Origin of the sequence: Vibrio sp. Vb339 (assembly GCF_902751245.1) — a bacterium.
GTDB lineage: Bacteria > Pseudomonadota > Gammaproteobacteria > Enterobacterales > Vibrionaceae > Vibrio > Vibrio coralliirubri.
The window spans coordinates 250477-275420 of the sequence record NZ_CADDIS010000001.1 but is presented as its reverse complement, the minus strand read 5'-3'; the positions used below and the strand labels follow the sequence as shown (position 1 = coordinate 275420).

Here is a 24944-nt window from a genome sequence, read left to right as displayed (position 1 = left end):
AAATTCATTGTTTTTACCTTTTCTCATACGCGTCATTAGGTAATATATGTACAAATAGTAAGCGAATGGGTAGTCGCCAGACGATGCTTCTATCTGACGTTCTTCTATACCTAACATCGCATCAAAGGAATGGTCATGATTGTTATTTATGGTATCAAAGAGTGCTTAAATCCAATTAAGTTGCAGCTCTCTAATGTGTTGCAGCAGTGCTTAAACAGTGAAATGGGTTTACCCGATGACAAGCGAGCACATCGATTTGTGCCATTGGAACGAGATGACTTCTTTTACCCGGAAGGAAGAACAGAAGCCTATACCGTCATTGAGATCAACATGATGGAAGGTCGAGCGGTAAACACCAAAAAGCGCTTAATTAAGAAGATATTTTCTGAGATAGAGAAGCAGTTAGCTATCTCTCCAATTGATATTGAAATCACTATTAAGGAACAGCCATCGCACTGCTGGGGATTTCGAGGCATGACCGGCGATGAAGCTCAAGATCTGAAGTATAAAGTGAAGGTCTAGGGTTTAAACTTTTAATTCTTAACTCTCAATTCTTAACACGTATGACTTAAGCACACCTATCGATTGACGGCTTTGGAATTTGATGCCAAAGCCGTTTTTCTAGTTCTCGACACTAACCTTTCAGCATCTAAGCATCGTCACTCTCTTTTAAATACTGATGCCAATTTTCATTGATCACGTCAAAGTGCTCAACGCAGAACTCTTTTCTGTCTTTCAAATAGTCGTTTTCCACTTCATCGAGCAAGTTCTTATAGGCATCAGGATCGCTGCCATACACTAAGCATAACGTGGAGAAGTAACGCTGCAGGTCGAAACTGTGCTCGTCGATGTATTCCCCCAAGTCGTAATATTCCGGCCGGTCTTCTGACTCGAAAGCGAACATGTCTGCAGCGCTGATAGCGGCGTCGGCCCCATGCTCTACGTAGTTAAGCAGTAGCACGGTTGCTAGGTTATCAACTGCATCTTCTTCTTTACCCAATATGGCAATGTTCTGATCTTCGATATACGCATGCCCAGCTTCGTGTAGTAGGGTGTGCAGCAATGTATCAATAGCGCCAGTTTGCGCAGATTTTCCATACTCTTTTTCGTATTGGTTCTTCTCAAAGTAATTGAGTGACTCAGCGTAAAAGCTATAAGGGATCAGCACTTGATGGGTTTGCGGATCGTAGAGCGGTCCTTCTTCCCCGCCATATTGAATGGTTAATGGCTTCTCAAACATGAACAGTTGGTTTGATAGATCGACCACGGTGTCATTAACGCCACTGCTTTGAATCTCTCGTTTGAGCTGTTCTTCTTCGGTATTTTGCGGTGTAGAGTACTCGACGAGCAGGTTACTTTGGGTTGTTTGTTCACTAGATGCATAAGTTGTGGCAAACATTGCACTCAGGGCTAGGCTGCAGGTCAATGTTCGTTTCAATAATGTCATCGGCTATCCTTGTGATTGCGTGGTGAATCAGAGTCGTGCTAGAGGTAACAACGCCAAGCTGTGTACCCTGATTTAGTTACTGCGTTAGAGTATAAGTTTAGACGGAATTTTGATGCATCGAGAACTGCAATTTTTGAAGTAGACGCTATCCTATCAAGGAATAATCCGCTTAGAGTTTCGCCACAAAGAATAGGTAAGCTGAATGAGCGGTGTCGATGTGATTCGTTTCTGTTGGTAATTAACAGATAAATTTCGGTTCAACAGAACCCTTGTGCTATACTCCGCGCCCCAATCCGAATTGGCTTGTTTAATCTTAGGAAATTATTATGAGTGTTAAAAACGAACTTCAACAAATTAACAACCGTCTAGACAAGTGTCGCCACAAGTTAGATGCTGCTAAAACTCGTAATGATCGTCCTGTTGTTCGTCAGTTCGAGGAAGAGATTAAGAAGCTAACTAAGAAAATTGCCCAGCTTAAACACAAAGAAAGCTACGATGTGAACCAAGAGCGTAAGTCTCTGGTTGATATGCCATTTAGCCGTGAGATCACTAAGGCTGAGCAAGCGGATATGGGTAAACTTAAAAAGTCTGTTAAAGGACTCGTAATTGTTCACCCAATGACGAAGATCGGTAAAGAACTTCGCATTGAGGTTATGACTGGTTACGCACCGAAAAAATTCTAATTACCAGCGATGGTGATGAAAGAGGAGCTAGAAATAGCTCCTTTTTGCTTTTTTAGGTATTAAGAAAGCAGAGTCAGCGGCATAGATACTCACGCCGTTTTCAACTTTTAGAAGGTGATTGTTGTCACAAATCCTTTTATCTCCTATAAAAGTTAACGTGCTACTAACATGGCACTAAGCGATCGCAGTAATGTGTTCGCTTTTCGAATCCACACTTTCTCTCCAGTTTGTATAAATATAGGTAGAGCAGCACAAATAATTACAGATAAAACTAGACTCATTAGGGAAGATGAGAACGTAAAAAAATAGAGGTTATATGAATCAATTAATTTCAATTGGACCATTAGAATCCTTCCTAATCGCGATTAGTGTTTTGTTTCTAGGTCATTTCGTCAATGCAAAGCTTCCGATTCTCAAAAAGTACAACATTCCAGAGCCCATTGTCGGCGGCTTGATTGTCGCTTTTGCTATTACAGCCCTGCACTTTAACGGCCTTGATCTAGAGTTTTCTTTGCCCCTGCAGAACACGTTTATGTTGATGTTCTTTGCAACGGTCGGTCTTGCGGCGAATTACACGCAGCTGATAAAAGGTGGTGCTAAGGTATTCCTATTCTTAGGGGTAGCGTCGGTTTACATCATTATCCAAAACGGTGTAGGCGTAACCTTAGCTACGGCACTAGGCCTTGAACCCTTGATGGGTTTGATTGCTGGCTCTATCACCCTTTCGGGCGGTCACGGCACAGGCGCGGCTTGGTCTCAAACTTTTGCAGACACGTTTGGCATTGCAAATACGCTAGAAATCGCGATGGCTTCAGCGACCTTTGGTTTGATCATCGGTGGTATTATCGGTAGCCCAGTGGCGCAAAAGCTGATTGATAAAAACCAGCTTGAATCTGAGTACGGCACTGGCACGCAAACGCATGAACGCTTCCCTGAACTTGTTACTTACAACGAGTATGAAGAAGACAAAGTGACGGCGAAGAAGGTGATTGAAGTGTTGTTCATCCTTCTTATCTGTATCACGGGTGCGAAGTACCTAGAGCAGTGGGTGGCGACTTTTGAAATTTCTTGGTTGATGATTCCTGACTTCGTTTACGCGTTGTTTATCGGTGTGTTCATCACTAACGTGTTTGAAGTGACTAAGCTGCATAAGACTGACAGTGAAACGGTCGATATTCTTGGTACGGTGTCATTGTCACTGTTCCTAGCAATGGCGCTAATGAGCCTTAAGCTTTGGAACATCTTTGACCTTGCGATTCCGTTCTTGGTTATCCTTGCGGTTCAGGCGGTTGTACTGGGTATTTTCTCTTACTTTGTGACGTTTAAAGTAATGGGTTCTAACTACGACGCAGCGGTTATGGCTGGTGGTCACTGTGGTTTCGGCCTAGGTGCAACACCAACAGCGGTAATGAACATGGGCTCTTTGGTGAACCGTTTTGGTCCATCGCCACAAGCCTTCATGGTGGTGCCAATTGTTGGTGCCTTCTTTATCGATATCGTTAACCTGATTATCCTTCAAGGTTACATCTCGTTTATCGGTTAATGTTCGCCTTTGCTTAAACGCAATGAGCTCATCGCACTAAGATGAACACAAGAAAGCCAGTCTGTTGACTGGCTTTTTTTGCATTAGCGCATCTAGAACTTATACGGGTGAGCTTGCTTGTAGCTCTTTAAGAAGAGGAAATGCGGCTTTGATGTGCTCTCCTGTGACAATGAATCCAACCAACTGGTTATCTTCATTGAAGCCTTTGGCGACAATGCCTTTAGGATCGAATCGAGTTTCCCAGCTCTGAGCTGTGTGAATATCGCGCCCTGCCAGCTGAATCGGGTAACTCGGTGTTTTCACCTTGGTGATCATATGAGGCAAGCTGAGCTTTGCTTCGCCCACTTTGATGTCGCCTTTACCCATAGTCAACTGCTTCGCCAACACGTTTGCCGATAAGATTGCTGGCTGCAGATAAGCCATCACACGCCCTTCAATTTCAGCGCAATCACCAATCGCATACACATTGTTGGCACTGGTTTTCAGGGTGTCATCGACCACAATGCCTCTGTTGACGTCTATTCCCGCTTGCGTGGCTAAAGCCGTATTTGGCCTTAACCCTGCTGCGGCAATCACGATATCTGCTCGTATTAATCGAGAAGCGGTAGTTTGTAGCCTGACTCCATCATGAAGATAAGTCGCTCGACAAATCGCAGAGTCGGTTTCGACGGTAACTCCTGCTTTTGTCAGCTCCCTTTCCAACTCAAGAGAAACGAAAGGTGGCACTAGGTTATTCAATAGATAACTTGCGGGTTCGATAATCGTGACATCTTTGCCCGCAGTTTGAAGATCGAATGCAAGCTCTACCCCAATCAAGCCTCCACCAATCACAGTGATACGTTGAGCTTCATCGATCTGAGCTTTGTGTTTCTCGAACTCTTCCAAGCTATTTAACGTAATGGTCGCGCTGCGTTTAAGCCCTTCCGCTGGTGGTATGAAAGGCGTTGCGCCCGTTGCTAATACCAACTTCGAATAGTGGATGATTTGCCCGTCAACATGAACACACTGCTGCTTGGTATCGATTTCACTGACGAAAGCCTTGGTTTTGATGACCACGTTGTACTGCTCAGCCAATTGCTGAGCGTTATTAACGGCTAACGACTGTGGTGTTTGAGCCTGGCTGAATGCGTGTGAAAGGTTCGGCTTACTGTACTCAACCCCCGAATCTGCCGTGATCATGGTGATCGCGATATCTTGGTCGAGCTTACGCACCATCTTGATAGTTTGTAGGGCAGCGAAACCGCCACCCACAATTACAATGTTCGACATGCTATTTCTCCACAAACACTTCTTTGCCTAAATGACACTCAGGGCAAAGGAAGTCATCAGGTACTTGTGCCCATGGTGTTCCCGGTTCAACGCCTTGGTAGGGTTCACCCAATTGTGGGTCGTACACCCATTCACACACCGTGCAGCGCCAGCAAGTGCAGTCTGCGCTATGTACAGGCTTATCTTGCGCTTCTTCTGGCTTTTGTTCAGCCGTATCTTTTAGCTCTGTTGGGGTGCTTGTCGGTGCTGATTCAATACGTTGAACGTTGCGGTCAACTTGCTTAGGCTCACTAACCTCGTTCGCATCGGTGCGCCAAACCTCGGCCAGTGTCATCCCGTAATCAATACATTGACGAAGTGCGTCTGTATCTGGTTTCCAGTGGATGTGCTGAGGTGCGCTCACCTCGAAGTTGGCTTCACGTAAGCGAGCATCGATGCGTTTTACTGCGCCGCCAGTCCAACCTGAAGATCCAAATGCTGCGGCTCTTTTTTCTGCAAACCGCAGGCCGTGTATTTCTTCAAGTAGCGCGGCGATTTGCGGCATCATCACGTTGTTCATGGTCGATGAGCCAACAAGTACACCCTTCGAGCGGAATACATTGGCAAGGATGTCATTCTTGTCGTGCTTAGAAATATTGAAGACCTTGATTGCCGTTTCTGGGCTGCCTTTACGGATACCCTTTGCGATCGCGTCAGCCATCATGCGAGTGTTGTTGGACATGGTGTCGTAGACAATCGTGATACGATCTTCTTTATAGGCTTTCGACCACTCGTAATATTGCTCAACGATTTGAGTCGCATTGTCACGCCAAATACAGCCGTGAGAAGTAGCAATAACATCGATCGGCACGCCTAAGCTCAGCACTTCTTCAATCTTTGCTTTAACCAGCGGCGCAAACGGCGTCAGGATATTCGAGAAGTAACGCAGACACTGTTCATGTAGTTCAACTTGGTCTAGTTGGTCATTGAATAGATTTTCGTCGCAGTAGTGTTGGCCGAAAGCGTCGTTACTAAACAGGATTTCATCACCAGTTAAGTAAGTTGCCATTGAGTCTGGCCAGTGCAGCATTTTCATCTCAACGAAGATAAGTTGCTTGCCGTTACCGACATCGAGCGTATCGCCAGTTTTGACGGTTCTGAAATTCCAGTTTGGTTGGTGGTGGTGACCAACAATGGAGTTTACACCCGCTTCAGTGCAATAAACCGGCGTGTTCGGAATTTTAGCAAGCAGCGCAGAGAGCGCGCCTGAGTGGTCTTCTTCGGCGTGCTGACAAATGATGTAGTCGATCTCATTGATATCGATTTCCATCTCTAGGTTTGCAAGGAATTGCTCAGTAAAGCGATGATCGACAGTATCGACAAGCACGGTCTTCTCTTCACGGATCAGGTATGAGTTATAGCTCGTACCTTTGTTCATGTGGTATTCCTTACCGTGGAAATGCTCGGTTTCCCAATCGTGGACGCCGACCCAATGAACATTTGATTTAACGTGAATAGTCATAATGATAATACCTTATTGAAATATCTAAGGCTCTCATTGCACTAGTCGTGCCATGTTTTAAGTTGTTGTTTTAATTGTGTTTTTTGCTTTTTGAACTCTTCTTTGTGTCTTTATGACTTGTTGGTTCCTGTAGTCATATTGAAATTAATGTGTCTTAATGACTTGGTAGTGGCTTGGATAAATAACAGATATAAAAAAGGCCAGACGAACGTCTGGCCAAATAAAGCAGTGCGATTTGTTTGTTTCAGCTATTACAGATCAGTGTCTATTACAGCGTAGTAATGACTTCATCAAGAGCTAGGCGCGCTTTTGGTTTGCCGTAGTTGTAGTCTTCGCCGTCTTTGTGGTAGCCGATAGCTAGCGCTACATCAACAACGTGACCTTCTAGTTCGTCAGCAAACTCTTCGCTGATCATAGCTGCATCTACACCTTCCATAGGTGTTGAAGCGATACCTAGACGAGCTAGTGTGTGCAGTGTGTTACCTAGTGCGATGTAAACTTGAGACTTAGTCCAGTTACCGTTGAAACCTGTTTCGTCTGTGTTCATTTCTGCGAATGCGTAAGCACCTAAGAATTGCTCGTACATTTCAGCTGGTAGGTGACCAGAGCTTACTTCTGTATCAGCACGCTTCGCGAATTTCTCTTTAGTGTACTTAGGATCGTGAGCAAACAGGATCGTGTGTGACGCTTCTTTCGCATGTGGTTGGTTAAACTGGAACATGTTTTCGAAAGTATTGTGGAAGCGTTGTTTTGCTGCGTCACTCTCAATGATGATGAATTTCCAAGGCTGAGAGTTGATAGAAGAAGCTGACAAGCGAAGTGCTTCTTTGATCACTTCCATGTCTTCCGCAGAGATGCGTTTTTCTGCATCGTATTTTTTAGCTGTGTAACGAGTGTTTAGATCAGTAATGATTGGATGAGTCATGTTGAATCCTAATATCTATCAATAATAAATGTTGTAGGGTTTTATGTTCAGTCACGTCAACAATAAACGGATAACCAATTTAAACGCATCTCAATAGATTGAACGTCTAAATAGTTATCGAACATGCCCCAATAAATCGAGTATCTGCGGTAGCTCAAGTCGATGGATGTAAGATAATAGAAGAATGACTCGGGAAAAATAGCGAACATATCAAATCACTATGGTTAATAATGTCCATAATGATTCGATAAATGTGATCTTAATGGAGGTGGAATCTCTAGATTCAGTAGCTTAGTAAGCCTTGATACCATATTGGCGCAATAATGGCGGAAGTACGCTGTCTAGGTTGGGGATATCTTCTGGCGTGATTTCGATTAGACCAAAACCATGCTCTTCATAGATTTTTCTCGTCGCTTCACGTTTATCTTCGGCGATGGGCGCAGAATCGGTTCCCCAGAACTGGATGTATACTTTGCCACTTGGTAGATAAAAATCGCTGATCACTTCTTTTGATATCGGAAGCGGACGCTCGTACGCATGAACCACTCCTGCCATATAAAGCCAGTTATCGATGATCAGCTCTCCCTTTGATCGAACATAATGCCCATCTAAGCTTCGGTGCTTCGCCTCAAATTTCTGACGAAAACTGGAGAATGACACATCGGTCGAGTGGCTTTCAGCATCATGCCCTAGGAATTCAACAACAGACTGCTTTAAACGTTTATTGCGAACCAGTGAGTCGTGCCATACCACGAATAAGTTTTGAGTCGCTTTGTCTTCTCTTTGTTCACCTCCGGCTTTTAAGCCTGTAGAGGTGACATGCCAACCGTCTTCTTCTTTTGTTATCCAACCAAGCTCGTTGAGCAGTAAGTTGATTTTCTTTGCGCTGAGTTGAAAGGCGCTACCAAGCTGGGTGGCGGTGAGTGTTTTTCCTGAGAATGAGTCCAAATCGATAAGCAGTTTCTCTGGCCAGACAATAAAGACACCAAACTTCTTGTGTTCGACATATTCCCCACCAAAGCTTTCTCCCCGCTCAGTGAGAATCCAACGCTCTTGTGAACGCACAATATAGCCCGCTGTTTTTAGATCGCTAAATAAACCTTTAGCTTCTATGCCTTTTTGTTTAGCGAGTGCGGATGTGGAAATTTTGTCTGACATAGTCTTTTCTCAAATAGCGGAGTCATCAGTTGATGGGTGTTGGAGATATATATGATGCGATAGCGTTGGTAAATACCATATCACATCTATCAATGCTAACTGCAGTTCAGTGGTCTATGTTTTTAGTAGAGCGTTAGGTCTCGTTTTGTATTTTTAGCAAAATGTAGCCCAGCCTGTAATTAAATTACATTTATAGCGATTTTGCTCATCTGGGTGCATATTTTACATGCGTGGCACGATGTTCTTTTATACGGTTTATATAGATCTCAGATGCTATATTTTACTAAATGTGATTTTGATCACTATTTATTTTTAAGTATTACAAAATAAAATGTGATCTTGATCGTGCGTTAATGATATCTATTCTCATTAATTTGGCTTTGTAATTTAAATTCATGGTATTTTTGTGATCTAAGATGTGCTTGTTAACCCGAAAGTGTTTTTCGTGTGTGATGGCCATCACGAAAGTTGGGCTAGGGTGCATTTTGGAAATGTTGTGATACATTTTAATCGACTTTTGAGTACACACTTTCGGTCATTTGACCAACCAATACACTACGGGGTTCTACCTATGTTATCACCAGAAGCAAAGATTAAGGTTCAAAACTTTGGTCGTTTCTTATCCAATATGGTAATGCCAAACATCGGCGCATTTATTGCGTGGGGTTTCATTACTGCACTATTCATCCCAACGGGTTGGTGGCCTAACGAAACGTTAGCATCAATGGTTGGTCCTATGATTACATACCTACTGCCACTATTGATTGGTTACACCGGTGGTAAAATGGTTGGTGGTGACCGCGGTGCGGTAGTGGGCGCTATCACAACAATGGGTGTTATCGTTGGTACTGATATCCCAATGTTCATGGGTGCAATGATTGTAGGTCCACTAGGTGGTATCGCAATTAAGAAATTCGATGAAGCTGTTCACGGTAAAGTGAAGAGTGGTTTCGAAATGCTAGTGAACAACTTCTCTGCGGGTATCATCGGCATGATCTGTGCGATCATCGCGTTCATCGTGATTGGTCCTGCGGTTAAGATTCTGTCTGGCGGACTTGCGGCTGGCGTAAACGCAATGGTAGAAGCGGGTGCACTACCTCTAGCATCTATTTTTGTTGAACCTGCGAAAATTCTATTCCTAAATAACGCAATCAACCACGGTATCTTCTCTCCACTAGGTATCCAGCAATCTGAAGAGATGGGTCGCTCTATCTTCTTCCTAATCGAAGCAAACCCAGGTCCTGGTTTTGGTCTTCTACTTGCTTACATGGTGTTTGGTAAAGGTAGCGCGAAGCAATCTGCTGCTGGTGCATCTATCATCCACTTCCTAGGTGGTATCCACGAAATTTACTTCCCTTACGTTCTAATGAACCCACGTCTAATTCTTGCGGTAATCGCAGGTGGTATGGCGGGTGTATTCACTAACGTAATGTTCGATTCTGGCCTTATCTCTCCAGCATCACCAGGCTCTATCTTCGCAATCTTACTGATGACGCCAAAAGGCTCTTACATCGGTGTTGTATTGTCAGTTATCGCAGCAACAGCAGTATCTTTCTTAGTGGCTTCAATTTTGCTTAAAACTTCAGCTCAAGATGACGACGAAGACTCTCTAGAAAAAGCTTCTGCACAAATGAAAGACATGAAAGCGTCTTCTAAAGGTGCAGCAGCAGAAGCAAACGTAAACCTAGCGGATGTAAAAGCAGTTTATGTAGCGTGTGATGCGGGTATGGGTTCAAGTGCAATGGGTGCAGGTCTACTACGTAAGAAAGTAGCAACAGCTGGCCTAGACATTGAAGTGACCAACTACGCAATCAACAACCTACCAGCTGATTCGCAAATCGTTATTACGCATAAAGACCTAACAGACCGTGCTCGTAGCACAGTGCCAGGTGCGATGCATATGTCTCTAAGCAACTTCCTAGACGGCGGTGTATACGACCAACTAGTTGCTGAGCTTGTCGATGCTCAAAGTGGCGAAGCGAAAGTAGACGCTCCGGCTCCTGCAGCAGCTCCAGCGCAAGAAGGCAACAAGCTTGCACTCACTGACGACAGCATCTTCCTTGGCCTGAAAGCGACTCAAAAAGAAGACGCAATCAAGTTTGCTGGCGAACAATTAGTAAAACTTGGCAACGTATCACCAGAATATGTAGATGGCATGTTTGCTCGTGAAGAGCTTGTGTCTACTTACCTAGGTGAGTCTATCGCAGTACCACACGGCACAATCGAAGCGAAACAGTACGTACAAAAAACCGGCATCGTTTTCTGTCAGTACCCTGAAGGTATTCAGTGGGGCGAAGATGAAGATGATATCGCGAAGATGGTTATCGGTATTGCCGCACAAGGCGATGAGCACAACATGGTGCTGATGGCTATTACCAATTCACTCGATGATGAAGAAGCTGTGGAATGCCTACAGAACACAACAAACCCTGCTGATGTTCTACGTATTCTCAACGGAAACTAAAAAGCTCTAGTCAAGCTCCTGAGTGAAGGAGGCCGGTATCCCCCTACTGGCCTCATTTTCGGTCTTAATCTTTCTAACAAGATTCAGTCTGAATAGCTTACTGCTTAATGCCTAGGGCACATCGTCAAGGCATGTTGTTGAGCAGTTAGCTATCTAGATTCAAATATTTATAAGGTCAAAATTATGAAAGCGTTACATTTTGGTGCAGGTAATATCGGTCGTGGTTTCATTGGTAAGCTTCTTTCTGATGCTGGTATGAAGGTTACGTTTGCTGACGTAAATGAAACGGTTGTAAATGCGTTAATTGAACGCCAAGAATACCCAGTTAAGATTGTTGGCGAAGAGTGTGTTGTCGAAGTTGTTAAGAACGTGACAGCAGTAAACTCAACAACAAGCGCAGTAGTAGATTGCATTGCTGAGTCTGATCTTGTGACGACTGCAGTGGGTCCTACGGTTCTTAAAATCATCTCTAAGTCTATCGCTCAAGGCATTGAAAAGCGTGCAGAAGCAAACAACACTGCACCAATGAACATCATCGCGGCAGAGAACATGGTTCGCGGTACTAGCCAATTAAAAGCAGCCGTGTTAGAGCACCTTTCTGATGAAATGAAAGCCTTCACTGAAGAGCACATTGGCTTTGTTGATTCTGCGGTTGACCGTATTGTTCCACCGGCAGAAGCGGGCGAAACAGACCCTCTAGCGGTAACGGTTGAGACGTTCAGCGAGTGGATCGTAGACCAAACACAATTTAAAGGTGAGATTCCAAACATCCCAGGTATGGAATGCACTGACAACCTAATGGCTTTCGTTGAGCGTAAACTGTTCACGCTAAACACGGGTCACTTGGTAACGGCATACCTTGGTGTGCTTGCAGGTCATGAGACTATTAAAGACTCTATCGAAGATGACGTAATCCGCGCTGAAGTAACAGCGACGATGGAAGAGAGTGGTGCGGTTCTGATTAAGCGTTATGGCTTTGATCCAGAAGCTCACGCTGCCTACATCCAAAAGATTCTAGGTCGTTTTGCTAACCCGTTCCTACGTGATGAAGTAGACCGCGTTGGTCGTCAGCCAATTCGTAAACTGAGCCCGCAAGACCGCCTAGTTAAGCCTCTAAACGGTACATTAGAGTACGGCCTACCGAATGCTCACCTAGTAAAAGCAATCGCAGCTGCGTTCCATTACAAGAACGAAGACGACCCTCAAGCGGTTGAACTTCAAGCAATGTTCGCAGAAAAAGGCTTTGCTGAGACATTAGCGCATTATTCTGAGCTGAATAGTGACTCAGAAGTTGTTAAACTAGCGGAAGAAGCTTATCTAGCATTGAAATGATAAACCATCAAAGTGCCACACCAGTGGCACTTTCTTATTGTCGAGCCGTTATGCCAATACAAACAAGCCATGAAACTGAATTACTCGAAGCCCTTTCGGAAGCTGAGAGTGCTGGCGCCTGCCTAATGGCTGCTTACGATGCATTGGACGACACGGTAGATGCCGTATTAAAAAACATCTTTAAGAAAGACGACACTGCAATTAAGTTCGTTGTCGAGCCACTTCTCAACAGTGGTGGGCCGTTAGGCGAGATCATGATTCGTGCTAAGTTGCTACTCGGGCTTGGCGTGATCAGTAAAGAACTCTACGACGATCTCGAGGTTTTCGTTACCTTGAAAGAGTGGGCAAAAATACAGGGTGAAGACACCAGCTTCACAGAAGTTGATGTGATATTTGAGCTCAACAAGGTGCACGCGATTCAGCGTATTATGCCTATCGAATATGACGCGGAGATGGTGGAAACCATGTCTGGCCCAATGCTTGAAATGTTCTTGGGGCGACATAATCAAAAGGTGAAGTCGACGATCGTATTGGCTATCACTGACATTATTACGACCCTATGCCGAGATAACGCGCTGAGCTCTTAGCTCTAGTTTGCAGTCCTGCTTATCTTGTTTCACATCCTACATATCTTGTAGCTGTTGGTTCGTTTCAATACAAAGTTTAAAATGATGGCGGTTTCTCTCGTTGGAGAAATCGCTTTGTTGTTTTTGTTCCTCTAAAAATATCCGATACCTCTCCCCATTAAATACAAAATCAACAGGCACAAAAAAAGCCACATTCAGTGGCTTTTTCTATTCAAGACGCTCTGTTTATTTAGAGAGCCTTTTTATTCAAGACAATCGATTATAGGTCTTGGATGTTCTCAGCTTCTAGCTCTTGGAAGTAGCGTAGAGTCTTAACTTTCAGCTCTTGTTGAGCTGGCTCATCAGCAACGATGATAGCTTTACGGTGCATCTGTAGAGCTGTAACAGTCCACATGTGGTTTACAGAACCTTCGATAGCCATTTGAAGCGCTTGAGCTTTGTTGTGGCCTAGAGAAAGGATCATCACTTCTTCAGCATCTAGAAGAGTCGCAACACCGATAGTTAGTGCGTATTTAGGAACTTGGTTGATGTCGCCATCGAAGAAACGAGAGTTCGCGATACGAGTGTCTTCAGTCAACGTTTTGATACGAGTGCGCGAAGATAGAGAAGAACCTGGTTCGTTGAATGCGATGTGACCGTCGATGCCTACGCCGCCCATGAACAGGTTGATTTTGCCGTATGAACGGATTTTCTCTTCGTAAGCTGCACAGTGAGCATCGATGTCTTCAGCTTTGCCGTCTAGCAGGTTGATGTTTTCTGCTTGGATATCAACGTGGTTGAAGAAGTTCTCGTGCATGAATGTGCGGTAAGATTCTGGGTGGTTTGGTTCGATACCAACGTACTCATCCATGTTGAATGTTACAACGTGCTTGAAGCTTACTTCGCCAGCTTTGTAAAGTTCAATTAGCTCAGCGTAAGTAGTTAGAGGTGTGCTACCAGTAGGAAGACCTAGTACAAATGGACGCTCAGCAGTTGGAGCGAATTTGTTGATCGAATCTGCGATATGACGAGCAGCCCATTTACCTACTTTTGCTTTGTTGCTTAATGGAATAAGTCTCATTGATTTTGCCCCTAGAAATAAAATTTTATAGTGTTCTGAAACATTAATTCGCATTATAAAATAAGTTATCCAGTTCCGCTATTGTTTTAGGTCAAGTTTTTGCTTTTTTCGTCGTAACTGTGACTGGAACTCTCAAAATTGCACAATTATTGTATGGATATTTGGTGGCGTTAAACAAGATTAATACGTTTGTCATATACAGCAATATCGATCTAATTCAGCACCTGAAAGGGTTGGTGTGTTTCTATGTTTTGATACGCTTTTGCGATAATGGCGTCGCTCGAGCCATTGACGAACTTTGGTGTATTAACGTGTTTCGGCGTATAGACAAACGTTGGAGGTAAAGTTGAAGCTAGAAAAATAATGATGGCAATGGAGCGCTATCGTGATAAAAGACAGGGGCAGGATGAAGAACGATGAATCTCAGTGGGATGAATACCCATAAGATTGAACGAGAGCTGTGTTTTAGTCACGCTATCGCTATGAATTGTATATAAATATTGGTAAAAATGGACAGGTTGGCTAAACTTACTAATTACAAAGAAGATGTGTGTTTGAAGGCAAAAAAAAGCCCAAAGTGATGAGGTATCACTTTGAGCGATTTTACTAATCTTCTAACACTAACTCACTTTCGTATTCTTCCCTAGGCACTTCGCCGCGTTTGCAGCCGTTTAGGGTGTGAAAGCGACGGCGTCCACGAGCCAGTTGAATGTACTTCAACCAAACACGCTCTAACTTGGACTTTGCCTTATGAGGGTGAGACAACACTTTAATGAAGTGTTTTTCTTCTGCATTGATTGGTGCTAGTTCACCAGTTTCAAGTGCAAGCATAGTGTCACCAAACAAGGTTAGGATTTCCTCTTCTGAAAGAGTAAAATCACCCGACTTAGCGAACCCTCTCGGGAATTTAATGGTGTCATAAAAACGTTTTTTTCCGTGTCGGAATTCGGTCTCAGACATATCAGCCTCAGTAATGTGGTTAGATAGAAATTAGTGTTTATTGCTCACGCGAAAATATTGTTAAAAGGCTAAAATAGGAAACAAAACGTTTTTGCCTTTACGATAAACAATCCTAGATCGGCTAGTTAGCAGATTTATTACAGAGATGTATTTGATGGATGTGAAAGTATTTAGAACCTTTCTTGAGGTTGCAAGGGTGCGCCATTTTGGGCGTGCAGCTGAAAACTTGTATTTAACACAAGCGGCGGTGAGTGCGCGGATCAAACAGCTTGAAGGCTATTTTGATACTCAACTCTTCATTCGTGACCGCAATAACATCAAACTCACATCTTCCGGTGAACGTTTGATTGGTTATGCCGAAGTGATGGTGTCCACTCTACAACAAGCCAAATTTGAGCTGTCGTTAGAAAGTGGTAAAGCCTTGCAGTTAACGCTGGGCGGCACGCCGAATATTTGGGATGCGTATCTGCAAAACTGTTTAAGTGTGGTAACCGACTCTTTTGGCGGTTACGGCTTTATGGCAGAGGTGATGGGGCGCGAGCAACTCAACCGTAATTTGTTAGAACGAACCTTAGATATGGCTTTCGCGTTCGATCAGATCAAAGCAGAAGAGCTGAACTGTAAAAAAGTCGCTGACTTGGTTTTGGTGTTGGTATCAACGCAACAAGATGATCTGGAATCTGTATTCCAACACAAGTATGTGTATGTGGATTGGGGAACACGTTTTGGTTCTGAACACGCAGAACGTCACCCTAAAGTGCCAGCACCGTACCTACGTACCTCTACAGCGCGTATTGCCCTCGATTTCATTTTAGAGAAAGGCGGCAGTGCGTATCTTCCTGTGTCTCTAGTCGAACCTTTTATCGATTCGGGTCAGCTGCATAAGGTGAAAGGGGTTGAAGACTGGTATCGCCCAATTTATCTGAGCTACCGTAAAAGCAGTACTTCGGTTGATGCGATCATGCAGGTTGAGAAGTTGGTTAATGAGATTGACCCATCGACGGCTTACACATTGCAGCAAGCCGCTGAACAAGCACCTGAGTAACGGCATTCGCGGTAAGCAATGGCTTTGTTGATTAGATTCAATAAAAAATGGCTCCCAACTAATTGTATAGTTGGGAGCCATTTTTGTTTTAAACCAGAAATGTACTTCTTTTTGGAACTAGAGATCGTTTCTAATTCCATAAATATCGTTTAAGCCTGGTATGTGTAGCCTTTTTTAAAAGCCCTATAGGTTCATTAGATTCTCAATAGACTCTTCAAGAGAGTGTGACATGTACGAATGGATTTGACTGCCATCCGTTGCGTCAATCTCAATCATAGAAATCCCGTTGTCCGCTTTGTCTTCAAGAAAGCTTAGAGACTGCTCGACTGATTGACTGGTGAGAACCTGTTGGTTTGATAAAACAATACGACATGTGTGAAGAACCATAGCCTTTTCCTTTTTATATTTATATTCGATCGGTCTCTGCATCTTGGCGTGCTAAGTACCGATCGTTGACGTTGTGAGAAGATTGCCTTCTCTAGGTTAAATTTAGTCGAATTGAATAAAATTAAAACCCTTTTTTGTGATTTATCTGACCTTCGCTTCCGAAAGTGGCTAGCGACAATGGTGGTTCACGGTAAACTTTTAGGTATCGGATCAAACGCTATGGTAAATGGGAAGAGTACGGCATGTCGAAAAAGATCAATCACAACAGCACCTTAACCAGTGAGCAGTGCCATTTGGCTCGATATGCGCGAGATGCTCGCTTTGATGGGATGTTTTTTACAGCGGTGAAAACGACAGGAATTTTTTGTCGCCCGATTTGCCCAGCAAGTCCGCCCAAAGAAAAAAACGTCGAATATTTTTCCCATCAAGCTCAAGCATTGAAAGCGGGGTATCGTCCTTGTTTACGTTGCCGACCAGACAGCGCGCCTTTTTCGCCGGCTTGGAAGGGCGTCGAAACCACTTTCTTGCGTGCGATGCAGCTGATTGATAATGGCGCACTGAATTCAGGATCTATCGTCGACCTTGCAACGCGGTTAGGTATTTCAGATCGTTATTTACGAACCCTATTCGACAATTACATCGGTGTGTCACCCAAACAATATAGTCTGTACAGCCAATTGATGTTTGCCAAGCAGTTGCTGCACACCAGCAGCATGAGCATTACGGATGTCGGCTTTGCTAGTGGCTTCAATAGTACGCGCCGTTTTAATGATGCCTTTCAAAAAGAGTTGCAGCTTTCGCCAAGCCAAATTAGGCGAGCGAAGCCAAGTGACACTCTGAGTAATCATATTCAGCTTGGTTTTCATGGGCCTTTAGATTGGAACCACTTATTGGGTTTCTATCGACGAAGAATGATTGAGGGCTTAGAAGATGTTGGCGAAGATTATTATAAGCGCACGGTAAATATGAACGGATCAAAGGGTTGGTTTAAGGCGACGTTAGCCAAAGAAAACCGCTTGGATATTGAATTTGAGTTGGACGATATAAGTCAATTAAGAAGCTTGATTGCGAATATCCGCCGTATGTTCGATCTTGATGTCGACATCGCCAAAGTCGAAGCTTTTTTTACGACTATCGATCCTAACTTGGTGGCTAAGAGTGGTATCCGTATTCCTGGCGTGTGGAGTGCTTGGGAAGCCGGAGTGAGAGCGATTCTCGGGCAGCAAGTCTCGGTAACGGCGGTGATTGGTCAACTTAACTTATTGGTGAAAGAGCTTTCTGATGAACATGAGAAAGCCAGCTTCCCAACACCAAAACAGATAGCGGAGGCTGATGTTAGCTTCTTGAGAATGCCGGGAAGCCGCAAAGAGACCCTAAAGCGTTTTGCCGAATACATGGTCGACAATGAAGCTGAGCATCCTTCCAAATGGATTGAGCTAAAAGGGATTGGGCCTTGGACGATTCAATATGCACTGCTTCGCGGGTTAAGCGAACCTAATCATTTGTTGGTTGGTGACTTGGTGGTGAAGAAGTTTATTGAGCATCGCCCCGCCATCAATACAGAGAGTGTTTCGCCTTGGGGTAGTTACGCCACGTTCCATTGTTGGAACCAGTCTTAATAGAAAGAACAACCTATAAATATCAGAAATCCGAAAACATCTGCAGTAGCAGGCTAGGAGAGATTATGACTAACCGATTTACTTATTATGAGAGCCCATTGGGAACCGTGACTTTACAGGCGAACGATGAAGGCTTGCTCGGCCTTTGGTTTGAAACATATACCACCAAGCCGGAACAGCTGGGTGTTCAAGATGATAGCTTTCCGATCTTTGAATTGGCTATCGAGCAGCTTAATCGTTATTTCTCAGGCGAAGCTATCCAATTTTCTGTGCCGATTGCAGCCAAGGGCACGCCATTTCAGCAGTCGGTTTGGCAGGCGCTGACGACTATTCCTTATGGAGAAACTTGGAGCTATGCACAACTGGCTGATGCGATAGGCAACCCGAAAGCCGTTCGTGCTGTGGGTTTGGCGAATGGCAAAAATCCGGTTTCAGTGATTGTGCCTTGTCACCGTGTGATTGGTAAAAATGGCAAACTGACGGGTTATGCAGGTGGCGTAGAACGTAAACAGCGCTTATTGGTGATAGAGGGAAGAGAGCAGGACTAGCAAACGATTTGGCAATGAGCCTGTCGAGATGCTGACCGAGGATCACGTATTACTCATGCTGAAGGCGATTGGTTCTTAAAATGTGACTTTGCATTAAAAACAGCGCTTTCTGGAAAATATCGATTTGGTTGCATATTCTTTGACTATGTTCTCTAGGCAAGGATGCCCCAATGAATGGATTCCCGTTACTAATATCTGGCTGCAGCTCTGCACTATTGCTGACCGGTTGTTTAACTGATACCAGCCGACCTTTTGAGGTTCCACAGCTTGCTCTGTTCAAAGGTATGTATGAGAACGCAGATAATGACAGTTATCTACTTTTTGAATCCGGGCAAGTGACTTATCAAACAACGAACAATTCCGTGACTCGAACCTATCGTGTCGATGATGACTTGATCACCATTGAGTTCAATTCTGGAAGCAGCCGCACTGACTCTAGATTGGTGATGCGAATTCAACATCAGGGCGAGATGTTAACTTGCAACCAATGCCCAGCGATACAATTGAGTAACGTCTGGACACGTGTTGATAAGCCTTTGAAAGTTGAATCGAATTAGAAAAGATCTCCGAATTAGAAAAGCCCACCATTAAGCCATAGGTGAGCCGCGATACTGACGGCATAGCCAATCATGATCACTGGCATCCATTTCAAGTGGCCAAAGAAGGTGTATTTGCCATGCGCCGCGCCCATTAACGCGACACCTGCCGCACTACCAATAGACAATAAGCTGCCGCCAACGCCTGCGGTTAAGGTGATCAGTAGCCAGTTACCCATCGACATTTGAGGCTCCATGGATAACACGGCAAACATCACCGGAATGTTATCGACAATCGCAGATAAGATCCCCACCATGATGTTGGCCCAAATTGGATCCCACTGGCTGTACATCACGCCAGAGGCAAGCTCCAAGTATCCCAGTAGACTCAAGCCACCGACACACATCACCACGCCGTAGAAGAACAACAGCGTGTCCCATTCGGCATGCGACACTCTTCGAAATACATCAAAGGGCACAACTGAACCGAGTCGCTTCAATGCCCCCTCATCATTGTTGGCAATCGCGACCGCTTTTTTCTTCGCCAGAGAATTTGGCAAGGTCTTACGCAAGAAATAGCCAAAGAACTGTAGATACGCCAGCCCCATCATCATGCCCATTACTGGAGGGAAATGGAGTACGGCATGGAAAGCAACCGCAGTGCCGATGGTCATGATGAACAACAACACGATGCGTCTTGCACCGCGTTTTAATTCAACGTGCTGATGCACCGTGTCGGGTTGGGTTGTGGGAACAAAGTAAGACATGATCAGTGCAGGGACGAGGTAATTCGTCACTGAAGGAATAAACAAGGGGATGAATTCACTAAAGCTTACATAACCAGCCTGCCACACCATCAACGTTGTGATGTCACCGAATGGGCTGAATGCGCCGCCAGCGTTAGCGGCTATCACGATGTTTACACACGCTAGGTTAACGAATTTAGGGTTAGATCCTGCGACTTTCAGAACCACGGCGCACATCAATAGAGCTGTGGTGAGGTTGTCGGCGATCGGTGAGATAAAGAAGGCCAGAATACCGGTTAGCCAGAACAGAGAGCGGAAATTAAAGCCTTTGCCCACCATCCACGCTTGCAGCGCATCAAACAGTCTTCTCTCTTCCATGGCGCTGATGTAGGTCATGGCGACGAGTAGGAAAAGTAGGAGCTCAGCGTATTCCAATAAGTTGTGTTCGAGTGCTTGCTTAGCGACTTCAACAAGGTTGTGTTCTTGGTAGATAAAACCAATGATTATCCAGATCAGTCCTGCTGCAAGTAACACTGGCTTAGATTTTCGGAGCTTTAGGTACTCTTCCATCATCACTACGATGTAGGCGATAACGAAAATGGTCAGGGATAGGTAGCCAGCGAATGAGTTGGTGAGCTTGAGTGGTTCTCCCAACTGAGAAGTGGCAGCACCTGCTACCGTAGAAAAGAGTAACAAAGAGAGAACAGCAGAAAGCTGGATACCTAACATGGATTACGCTCCGAAGTTAATAAGTTATTAACACGGGTAAAAGCGTAGACCTAAATAACCATGTGCAGTGTGATAGATATCTTAATAATTCAATAGATTATAGTGGAAGCAATAGACTGTGATGTGAACGAAATACGGTCTTACATGCTCAAAATTACTGTCTTGTACACTTAAGTTAAAGACTAAAGACTAAAGAAAAAGCCCTACCGGACTCAGTGCCGATAGAGCTTATTCGAAATTGCCAACATTATGCAGCATTGAGATCAAACGTCAGTGTTTGTTCTGCTGCACATACTTCAACAGGCCAGCCATAGGATTGGTATTCAAGCGCAAGTTTGTCCGCTACTACGCGAGATACTGTTGCAGTGATCCACATGCCTTTGCCCATTACTTGATATTTAAGCGTTCTCATTTCCATAGTAATCACCGTTCTCCTTCTATATTGGCTGCGCGAAGTCTATAGCACCTCTGAGGGCTGAAATTTCGAATTAAGCTCAAATTCTTTATAAAATGGCTCACTGTTTGCGCTTGGCTCAAAACTCAATCAACTAAGGGAAAACGGTTGCATTCTGGAAGCGGAATCACTATTTAAGTCTCTGTATTATAATCGAATTAAAATTGACCAGAAAAACAATGTAAGAGATCTCTTACAGCATTATCAGAGATAGCACTAGGTAAAAACTTCTCACTAGAAGCCAGACTTGTGTGGTGATTGTGTGCGTTTTTGGTTGCGCTGTTGAAGCAAGGTTTGTTTAGTTTTGTATGTAAAATATTCTAATTTATTTAGCGTATGGTCCTGCTTTTAAATCCAAATCACAGTTTTATATGTTGCTGTGCTTCTTTTATTTAAACCGATACGCTATTTGATTTTGGTCATTAACCTTTCGCTCATTAGTTTGCACTATCTATACGTGTTCTGTTCCACATAAACGAGATGTATAGAGGTCCTTATGACTAATCCAACCAAAACCGATCGTAAAGTCACGATCGGCAGCTATATCGCACTCGCGTTCGCGATTGTGTTCTTTTCAGGCTTAATGCAGTCCAATGAATGGTATGGAGTGTTCGATTTTACAACGCTCAACGGTTCATTCGGTAAGGTCGCTTACGATGTGAGTGAAACGGCCGATGGTATTCAAGCAGCAACGACGTCACTGCGTGGTAAAGGCGGTAGTGGTGCTCGCGACGGTTTCATTTTTGCTTTGACACTTATTCCGACCGTGATGTTTGCATTGGGTATGATCAACGTACTTGAGCACTACGGTGCACTGGATGCGGCTCGTAAACTGCTGACACCTCTGCTTCGCCCTCTGATGGGTATTCCGGGTAACTCAGGCTTGGCACTGATCGCGTCTTTGCAAAGTACCGATGCTGGCGCAGCGATGACACGTCAGCTGAAAGACGAAGGGCATCTCACTAAGCGTGAAACCGATGTGTTCACCATGTTCCAGTTTACGGCAGGCGCGGCGATCGTTAACTTTTTCTCTTCAGGTGCGGTGCTGTTCACTCTAACCGCGATGGATGGCTCTTTAGCGGTGACATCGTCAATTGGTTTGGCTGTCGCTGTGATGTTTATCTTTAAGTTTGTCGGAGCGAATCTGTTCCGTATTTACCTCAACATTACTGAAGGCAAAGAAGACAAACCAAAATCAGACAAAGAACAAAAACTGGAAGAGGAAGTAGCATAATGAGCGAAGTTAAAGCAAAGAAACCAATGGTTACTGATATTTTCGTTGAAGGTGCTAAGAAAGGCTGGGTTATCGCGACTACCTCTACGGTACCAAATGTTCTGATGGCATTTGTGATCATCAAGGCATTGCAGATAACGGGTGCGCTGGATTTGATGGGTAGTGTATTTGCTCCAATCATGGCGGTATTTGGTTTACCTGGCGAAGCGGCAGCGGTATTGATTGGTGCGTGGATGTCGATGGGTGGCGCGGTGGGCGTGGTTATCACGCTGTTTGACCAAGGTATTCTGAACGGCAACCATATCGCTATCTTGGCGCCAGCTATCTACTTGATGGGCTCTCAGGTGCAATACATGGGTCGTATTATGGGACCAATTGGTACTGAAGGTCGCTACATCCCGGTGATGATCGCGATTTCGGTATTGAATGCCTTCGGTGCCATGTTCTTGATGAACATTATTTTGTAACGTGACTTTGAACGGTTAGCTGCTAACAGCTTTCAGATGTTACAAAAAAGGAAACCCCGTTTGGCTTTCACCAAACGGGGTCTATTCTTTTCGTAGCCATCCTGCTACTGCGCGTTACTTATCTTTCAATAGGTAACTGGTGCTCCCTGCATCGTTCCTTGACGTGGCTAAATCCTTTAACCTATCCAATTCATCGCCGTCCTAGCGGTGTCCTTGCTAACTCATCATCCTGACAAGTGACTCTATCCTAGAGCATAACTTCCTTGCTGATAACTCATCCTAAGCCATCAAATCTTCATCCTGAAGATACCTAATCCGTTAGGCTTTTTCCTGTTCCTGCCAACTCCCTGTCGACATGTGTATTAAACACTGCAGAGGCTTTACTCACAATCCACCTCAAGAAATAAATGTACCCACTGATCGAAAGAAATATGCGTGGATTCATACAAAACAAGGGCTTGGGTTTGTATTTTAGGAATTTTCTGCGAAGCTTGATTGTGATCTCTTACGTTCGGTGTGAGAGATCTCTTACAAGTGCTCGGGCGCGATTTTCATTTTATCTCGGCGGGTGTTGTCGAACAGATAACAAAGAACACTGAGTAAACACAAAATAATAGGGAAATATGATGGTTACAGCACTTTACGCAGCCTTGCTGACGGTCGTAATGATTTGGTTAGCGATAGAGGTGATCAAGCAAAGGCGAATCAATCTTGTTGCTCATGCTGATGGCGGTGTTGAGTCGTTACAGATAGCACGTTCGGCACAAAGTAATGCTATGGATTACATCCCAATCACCGTGATTTTGATGGGGTTGTTAGAGATGAATGGTGCCAGTGTGTGGCTGATTCATGTCATTGGTGTCGCGTTTATTGTGGGGCGTGTGATTCATGCGAAAGGGATATTAGCGAAGAACTTCAAAGGTCGAAAAGTGGGGATGGTGTTAACGCTTACCTGCATGATCTCTTTGATTGTCCTAAACTTAGCTTACCTACCTTTTGATAAAATGTTCTAGGGAGCATTATGGCGTTGCGTCTTCCTCCTGCTTGGGCGATTGTCCTCGCAGGCTTGATACTCAACATCATGGCGATTGTCATGTCGAGCTTGGTGCTCGATAAAATTGAAGCTGCGAAAGCGGAGTACAACGATCGCAAATACGGCAATGTGTACTCAATACAGCTTGCTTGGAATACGATTGAAACCCTAGAGCGCAAGCGAGAAGCGATTTTGATTCACCTTGATAAACCAGAAACAGTGCAGCCGACCACGGTTCTCGATGAAGCACTGCGTGGGCAACTTAGGCGTTGGGTGAGTAGCGAAGTGCCAAGTATCTCTTTGGCTCACTTACCGAAACTGATGATGCTGATAAACAGTGCACAAGAAGCGCAACGAACTCGAATCGATGACTACTATTTGGATAACCTGACTTTGGTTGAGTTAATTCAAAGGCTTGATGAGAAAATGGCTTTCTATAAGAATATCGCCCTGTTTCTTCAAGTATTTGGCTTGGCGCTTATCTTAGCTCGCGACCTCGCTAGAAGACCTTAATCTTTAACCTTAATTCTTCCATTTACTTATCGACTTGTATCGTTAGCGAGACTCATTTGGTAGGTTAGGGTGCTGTTGGCCTTGGTATTTTGGTAACTGTTCTTTTAGCCCCTTAAACGTGCTCAGTGCACTGCCTATCGATAACTTGTTCATCAACCAATTTGGCAAGATGCCACCTGCGTTCGCATATGCGGTGTAGGTAATGTAGGTATTGCCATTAGTCAGCGGTTGTAGCGTCCAAAGTGCATCCACATCGTAGATTCGAATGAACCCTGACTCTTTCGCTAAATAGTTCGACGCATCCTTTATCGACAAGACAAACTGGCCATCCTCGATGCTGTATTTTGAGTAGGTCACCATGTCTCGATCTCTGGCAGGCCACGGTGCTTTGAATTGGGTATAGACGATGTTTTCATCTTCAGATATCTGCATCAACACACGACTTTGCGACACGTTATCTATCCAGTTTGGTACGTTCTCGCTGTCTTCCAGCAACAACAGAAAACCGGAATAAGTGGTGGGCGTTTGCATCTGTGCTCGTATCTCAACCAAGCCTTCGCTGTGTGGCCTTTTATCAATCATGATGCCATCTTCACTTTTGACGAACTGCCATGGGTTGGCATAAGTCAGTGTCGATAGGGCGCAGAGGCCGAGTACCAAAATCCTAGGTAATGTCATTATTCTTCCATAAAAAGAAAAGCTTA

At 44.4% G+C, this 24944-nt stretch carries 25 protein-coding genes; 14 read left to right on the top strand and 11 right to left on the bottom strand.

Annotated features, from left to right (window positions below; genetic code table 11):
• Window positions 1-135 precede the first annotated feature (135 nt).
• The gene (locus tag HRQ85_RS01245; RefSeq protein ID WP_017070218.1) at window positions 136-522 is read left to right on the top strand and encodes a tautomerase family protein; all 387 of its coding nucleotides are present in this window, start codon (window positions 136-138) and stop codon (window positions 520-522) included.
• Between the two features lie 127 nt (window positions 523-649).
• Here HRQ85_RS01245 and HRQ85_RS01240 read toward each other — a convergent pair whose 3' ends face one another.
• Complete coding sequence (locus HRQ85_RS01240; RefSeq protein ID WP_172378444.1) at window positions 650-1447, bottom strand: DUF4344 domain-containing metallopeptidase; 798 nt, start codon at window positions 1445-1447, stop codon at window positions 650-652.
• Window positions 1448-1773: 326 nt separating this feature from the next.
• On the opposite strand from HRQ85_RS01240, the gene HRQ85_RS01235 reads away from it, so the two are divergent.
• The gene (locus HRQ85_RS01235) at window positions 1774-2130 is read left to right on the top strand and encodes a YibL family ribosome-associated protein (RefSeq protein WP_017060971.1); all 357 of its coding nucleotides are present in this window, start codon (window positions 1774-1776) and stop codon (window positions 2128-2130) included.
• 316 nt (window positions 2131-2446) lie between these two features.
• The gene (gltS, locus tag HRQ85_RS01230; RefSeq protein WP_017060972.1) at window positions 2447-3673 is read left to right on the top strand and encodes a sodium/glutamate symporter; all 1227 of its coding nucleotides are present in this window, start codon (window positions 2447-2449) and stop codon (window positions 3671-3673) included.
• A 99-nt stretch (window positions 3674-3772) separates the two neighbouring features.
• Here the strand turns inward: gltS and norW are convergent, their stop codons facing one another.
• From norW to HRQ85_RS01210, 4 genes are all read right to left on the bottom strand, one after another.
• Window positions 3773-4942 carry an NADH:flavorubredoxin reductase NorW gene (norW, locus tag HRQ85_RS01225; protein ID WP_172378443.1) on the bottom strand — a complete coding sequence of 390 codons (1170 nt, stop codon included), beginning with the start codon at window positions 4940-4942 and terminating at the stop codon, window positions 3773-3775.
• Window position 4943: 1 nt separating this feature from the next.
• Complete coding sequence (gene norV / locus HRQ85_RS01220) at window positions 4944-6443, bottom strand: anaerobic nitric oxide reductase flavorubredoxin (RefSeq protein ID WP_172378442.1); 1500 nt, start codon at window positions 6441-6443, stop codon at window positions 4944-4946.
• 268 nt (window positions 6444-6711) lie between these two features.
• Complete coding sequence (locus HRQ85_RS01215) at window positions 6712-7368, bottom strand: NAD(P)H-dependent oxidoreductase (RefSeq protein WP_104216093.1); 657 nt, start codon at window positions 7366-7368, stop codon at window positions 6712-6714.
• A gap of 291 nt (window positions 7369-7659) precedes the next feature.
• Window positions 7660-8526 carry a glycerol kinase gene (locus HRQ85_RS01210; RefSeq protein WP_172378441.1) on the bottom strand — a complete coding sequence of 289 codons (867 nt, stop codon included), beginning with the start codon at window positions 8524-8526 and terminating at the stop codon, window positions 7660-7662.
• Window positions 8527-9097: 571 nt separating this feature from the next.
• On the opposite strand from HRQ85_RS01210, the gene HRQ85_RS01205 reads away from it, so the two are divergent.
• The 3 genes from HRQ85_RS01205 (at window position 9098) to HRQ85_RS01195 (ending at window position 12909) form a co-directional block, all read left to right on the top strand.
• Window positions 9098-10990 (top strand): PTS mannitol transporter subunit IICBA, encoded by a 1893-nt coding sequence (locus HRQ85_RS01205; protein ID WP_172378440.1) that lies wholly within the window; start codon window positions 9098-9100, stop codon window positions 10988-10990.
• Window positions 10991-11173: 183 nt separating this feature from the next.
• Window positions 11174-12322, top strand: a complete 1149-nt coding sequence (locus tag HRQ85_RS01200; RefSeq protein ID WP_172378439.1) for a mannitol-1-phosphate 5-dehydrogenase — start codon at window positions 11174-11176, stop codon at window positions 12320-12322.
• Window positions 12323-12372: 50 nt separating this feature from the next.
• Window positions 12373-12909: an MltR family transcriptional regulator gene (locus HRQ85_RS01195; protein WP_017065079.1), complete on the top strand. Its 537-nt coding sequence runs from the start codon at window positions 12373-12375 to the stop codon at window positions 12907-12909.
• Window positions 12910-13168: 259 nt separating this feature from the next.
• Here HRQ85_RS01195 and nagB read toward each other — a convergent pair whose 3' ends face one another.
• Window positions 13169-13969 carry a glucosamine-6-phosphate deaminase gene (nagB, locus tag HRQ85_RS01190; protein ID WP_019819998.1) on the bottom strand — a complete coding sequence of 267 codons (801 nt, stop codon included), beginning with the start codon at window positions 13967-13969 and terminating at the stop codon, window positions 13169-13171.
• 606 nt (window positions 13970-14575) lie between these two features.
• A complete protein-coding gene (locus HRQ85_RS01185; protein WP_019819999.1) occupies window positions 14576-14929 on the bottom strand; it encodes a DUF413 domain-containing protein in 354 nt (117 codons plus the stop codon).
• Between the two features lie 154 nt (window positions 14930-15083).
• Here HRQ85_RS01185 and HRQ85_RS01180 point away from each other — a divergent pair, with 154 nt between their 5' ends.
• Complete coding sequence (locus tag HRQ85_RS01180) at window positions 15084-15974, top strand: LysR family transcriptional regulator (RefSeq protein ID WP_029405267.1); 891 nt, start codon at window positions 15084-15086, stop codon at window positions 15972-15974.
• Between the two features lie 183 nt (window positions 15975-16157).
• Here the strand turns inward: HRQ85_RS01180 and HRQ85_RS01175 are convergent, their stop codons facing one another.
• Window positions 16158-16361 (bottom strand): hypothetical protein, encoded by a 204-nt coding sequence (locus HRQ85_RS01175; RefSeq protein ID WP_048610044.1) that lies wholly within the window; start codon window positions 16359-16361, stop codon window positions 16158-16160.
• A gap of 242 nt (window positions 16362-16603) precedes the next feature.
• On the opposite strand from HRQ85_RS01175, the gene HRQ85_RS01170 reads away from it, so the two are divergent.
• The 3 genes from HRQ85_RS01170 (at window position 16604) to HRQ85_RS01160 (ending at window position 19085) form a co-directional block, all read left to right on the top strand.
• Complete coding sequence (locus HRQ85_RS01170; RefSeq protein WP_172378438.1) at window positions 16604-17980, top strand: AlkA N-terminal domain-containing protein; 1377 nt, start codon at window positions 16604-16606, stop codon at window positions 17978-17980.
• 65 nt (window positions 17981-18045) lie between these two features.
• Complete coding sequence (locus HRQ85_RS01165) at window positions 18046-18528, top strand: methylated-DNA--[protein]-cysteine S-methyltransferase (RefSeq protein WP_172378437.1); 483 nt, start codon at window positions 18046-18048, stop codon at window positions 18526-18528.
• Window positions 18529-18698: 170 nt separating this feature from the next.
• Window positions 18699-19085, top strand: coding sequence for a hypothetical protein (locus tag HRQ85_RS01160; protein ID WP_172378436.1), 387 nt, complete (start codon window positions 18699-18701; stop codon window positions 19083-19085).
• A gap of 14 nt (window positions 19086-19099) precedes the next feature.
• Here the strand turns inward: HRQ85_RS01160 and nhaD are convergent, their stop codons facing one another.
• Both nhaD and HRQ85_RS01150 read right to left on the bottom strand, forming a co-directional pair.
• Window positions 19100-20539, bottom strand: coding sequence for a sodium:proton antiporter NhaD (gene nhaD, locus HRQ85_RS01155; RefSeq protein ID WP_172378435.1), 1440 nt, complete (start codon window positions 20537-20539; stop codon window positions 19100-19102).
• A gap of 247 nt (window positions 20540-20786) precedes the next feature.
• Window positions 20787-20957: a hypothetical protein gene (locus HRQ85_RS01150; protein WP_162926817.1), complete on the bottom strand. Its 171-nt coding sequence runs from the start codon at window positions 20955-20957 to the stop codon at window positions 20787-20789.
• 532 nt (window positions 20958-21489) lie between these two features.
• On the opposite strand from HRQ85_RS01150, the gene HRQ85_RS01145 reads away from it, so the two are divergent.
• From HRQ85_RS01145 to HRQ85_RS01130, 4 genes are all read left to right on the top strand, one after another.
• Window positions 21490-22227: a nucleoside recognition domain-containing protein gene (locus tag HRQ85_RS01145; protein ID WP_048610036.1), complete on the top strand. Its 738-nt coding sequence runs from the start codon at window positions 21490-21492 to the stop codon at window positions 22225-22227.
• On the top strand, window positions 22227-22694 hold the full coding sequence (locus HRQ85_RS01140) for a YjiG family protein (RefSeq protein ID WP_004737023.1): 468 nt from the start codon (window positions 22227-22229) through the stop codon (window positions 22692-22694). Before HRQ85_RS01145 ends, HRQ85_RS01140 begins: the two co-directional genes overlap by 1 nt.
• Window positions 22695-23320: 626 nt before the next feature.
• Window positions 23321-23707 (top strand): MAPEG family protein, encoded by a 387-nt coding sequence (locus HRQ85_RS01135; protein ID WP_172379329.1) that lies wholly within the window; start codon window positions 23321-23323, stop codon window positions 23705-23707.
• 8 nt (window positions 23708-23715) lie between these two features.
• Window positions 23716-24240: a hypothetical protein gene (locus HRQ85_RS01130; RefSeq protein WP_061037715.1), complete on the top strand. Its 525-nt coding sequence runs from the start codon at window positions 23716-23718 to the stop codon at window positions 24238-24240.
• A 42-nt stretch (window positions 24241-24282) separates the two neighbouring features.
• Here the strand turns inward: HRQ85_RS01130 and HRQ85_RS01125 are convergent, their stop codons facing one another.
• A complete protein-coding gene (locus HRQ85_RS01125; RefSeq protein ID WP_172378434.1) occupies window positions 24283-24918 on the bottom strand; it encodes an START domain-containing protein in 636 nt (211 codons plus the stop codon).
• Window positions 24919-24944: the final 26 nt, after the last annotated feature.

Coding starts and splice junctions, on each gene's coding strand:
- HRQ85_RS01210 (WP_172378441.1), bottom strand. CDS start 8,526: ATGTCAGACAAAATTTCCACATCCGCACTCGCTAAACAAAAAGGCATA.
- HRQ85_RS01135 (WP_172379329.1), top strand. CDS start 23,321: ATGGTTACAGCACTTTACGCAGCCTTGCTGACGGTCGTAATGATTTGG.
- nhaD (WP_172378435.1), bottom strand. CDS start 20,539: ATGTTAGGTATCCAGCTTTCTGCTGTTCTCTCTTTGTTACTCTTTTCT.
- HRQ85_RS01215 (WP_104216093.1), bottom strand. CDS start 7,368: ATGACTCATCCAATCATTACTGATCTAAACACTCGTTACACAGCTAAA.
- HRQ85_RS01130 (WP_061037715.1), top strand. CDS start 23,716: ATGGCGTTGCGTCTTCCTCCTGCTTGGGCGATTGTCCTCGCAGGCTTG.
- nagB (WP_019819998.1), bottom strand. CDS start 13,969: ATGAGACTTATTCCATTAAGCAACAAAGCAAAAGTAGGTAAATGGGCT.
- HRQ85_RS01150 (WP_162926817.1), bottom strand. CDS start 20,957: ATGGAAATGAGAACGCTTAAATATCAAGTAATGGGCAAAGGCATGTGG.
- HRQ85_RS01240 (WP_172378444.1), bottom strand. CDS start 1,447: ATGACATTATTGAAACGAACATTGACCTGCAGCCTAGCCCTGAGTGCA.
- HRQ85_RS01160 (WP_172378436.1), top strand. CDS start 18,699: ATGAATGGATTCCCGTTACTAATATCTGGCTGCAGCTCTGCACTATTG.
- HRQ85_RS01205 (WP_172378440.1), top strand. CDS start 9,098: ATGTTATCACCAGAAGCAAAGATTAAGGTTCAAAACTTTGGTCGTTTC.
- HRQ85_RS01180 (WP_029405267.1), top strand. CDS start 15,084: ATGGATGTGAAAGTATTTAGAACCTTTCTTGAGGTTGCAAGGGTGCGC.
- HRQ85_RS01195 (WP_017065079.1), top strand. CDS start 12,373: ATGCCAATACAAACAAGCCATGAAACTGAATTACTCGAAGCCCTTTCG.
- HRQ85_RS01125 (WP_172378434.1), bottom strand. CDS start 24,918: ATGACATTACCTAGGATTTTGGTACTCGGCCTCTGCGCCCTATCGACA.
- gltS (WP_017060972.1), top strand. CDS start 2,447: ATGAATCAATTAATTTCAATTGGACCATTAGAATCCTTCCTAATCGCG.
- HRQ85_RS01145 (WP_048610036.1), top strand. CDS start 21,490: ATGACTAATCCAACCAAAACCGATCGTAAAGTCACGATCGGCAGCTAT.
- norV (WP_172378442.1), bottom strand. CDS start 6,443: ATGACTATTCACGTTAAATCAAATGTTCATTGGGTCGGCGTCCACGAT.
- HRQ85_RS01140 (WP_004737023.1), top strand. CDS start 22,227: ATGAGCGAAGTTAAAGCAAAGAAACCAATGGTTACTGATATTTTCGTT.
- HRQ85_RS01165 (WP_172378437.1), top strand. CDS start 18,046: ATGACTAACCGATTTACTTATTATGAGAGCCCATTGGGAACCGTGACT.
- HRQ85_RS01200 (WP_172378439.1), top strand. CDS start 11,174: ATGAAAGCGTTACATTTTGGTGCAGGTAATATCGGTCGTGGTTTCATT.
- norW (WP_172378443.1), bottom strand. CDS start 4,942: ATGTCGAACATTGTAATTGTGGGTGGCGGTTTCGCTGCCCTACAAACT.
- HRQ85_RS01235 (WP_017060971.1), top strand. CDS start 1,774: ATGAGTGTTAAAAACGAACTTCAACAAATTAACAACCGTCTAGACAAG.
- HRQ85_RS01170 (WP_172378438.1), top strand. CDS start 16,604: ATGTCGAAAAAGATCAATCACAACAGCACCTTAACCAGTGAGCAGTGC.
- HRQ85_RS01245 (WP_017070218.1), top strand. CDS start 136: ATGATTGTTATTTATGGTATCAAAGAGTGCTTAAATCCAATTAAGTTG.
- HRQ85_RS01185 (WP_019819999.1), bottom strand. CDS start 14,929: ATGTCTGAGACCGAATTCCGACACGGAAAAAAACGTTTTTATGACACC.
- HRQ85_RS01175 (WP_048610044.1), bottom strand. CDS start 16,361: ATGGTTCTTCACACATGTCGTATTGTTTTATCAAACCAACAGGTTCTC.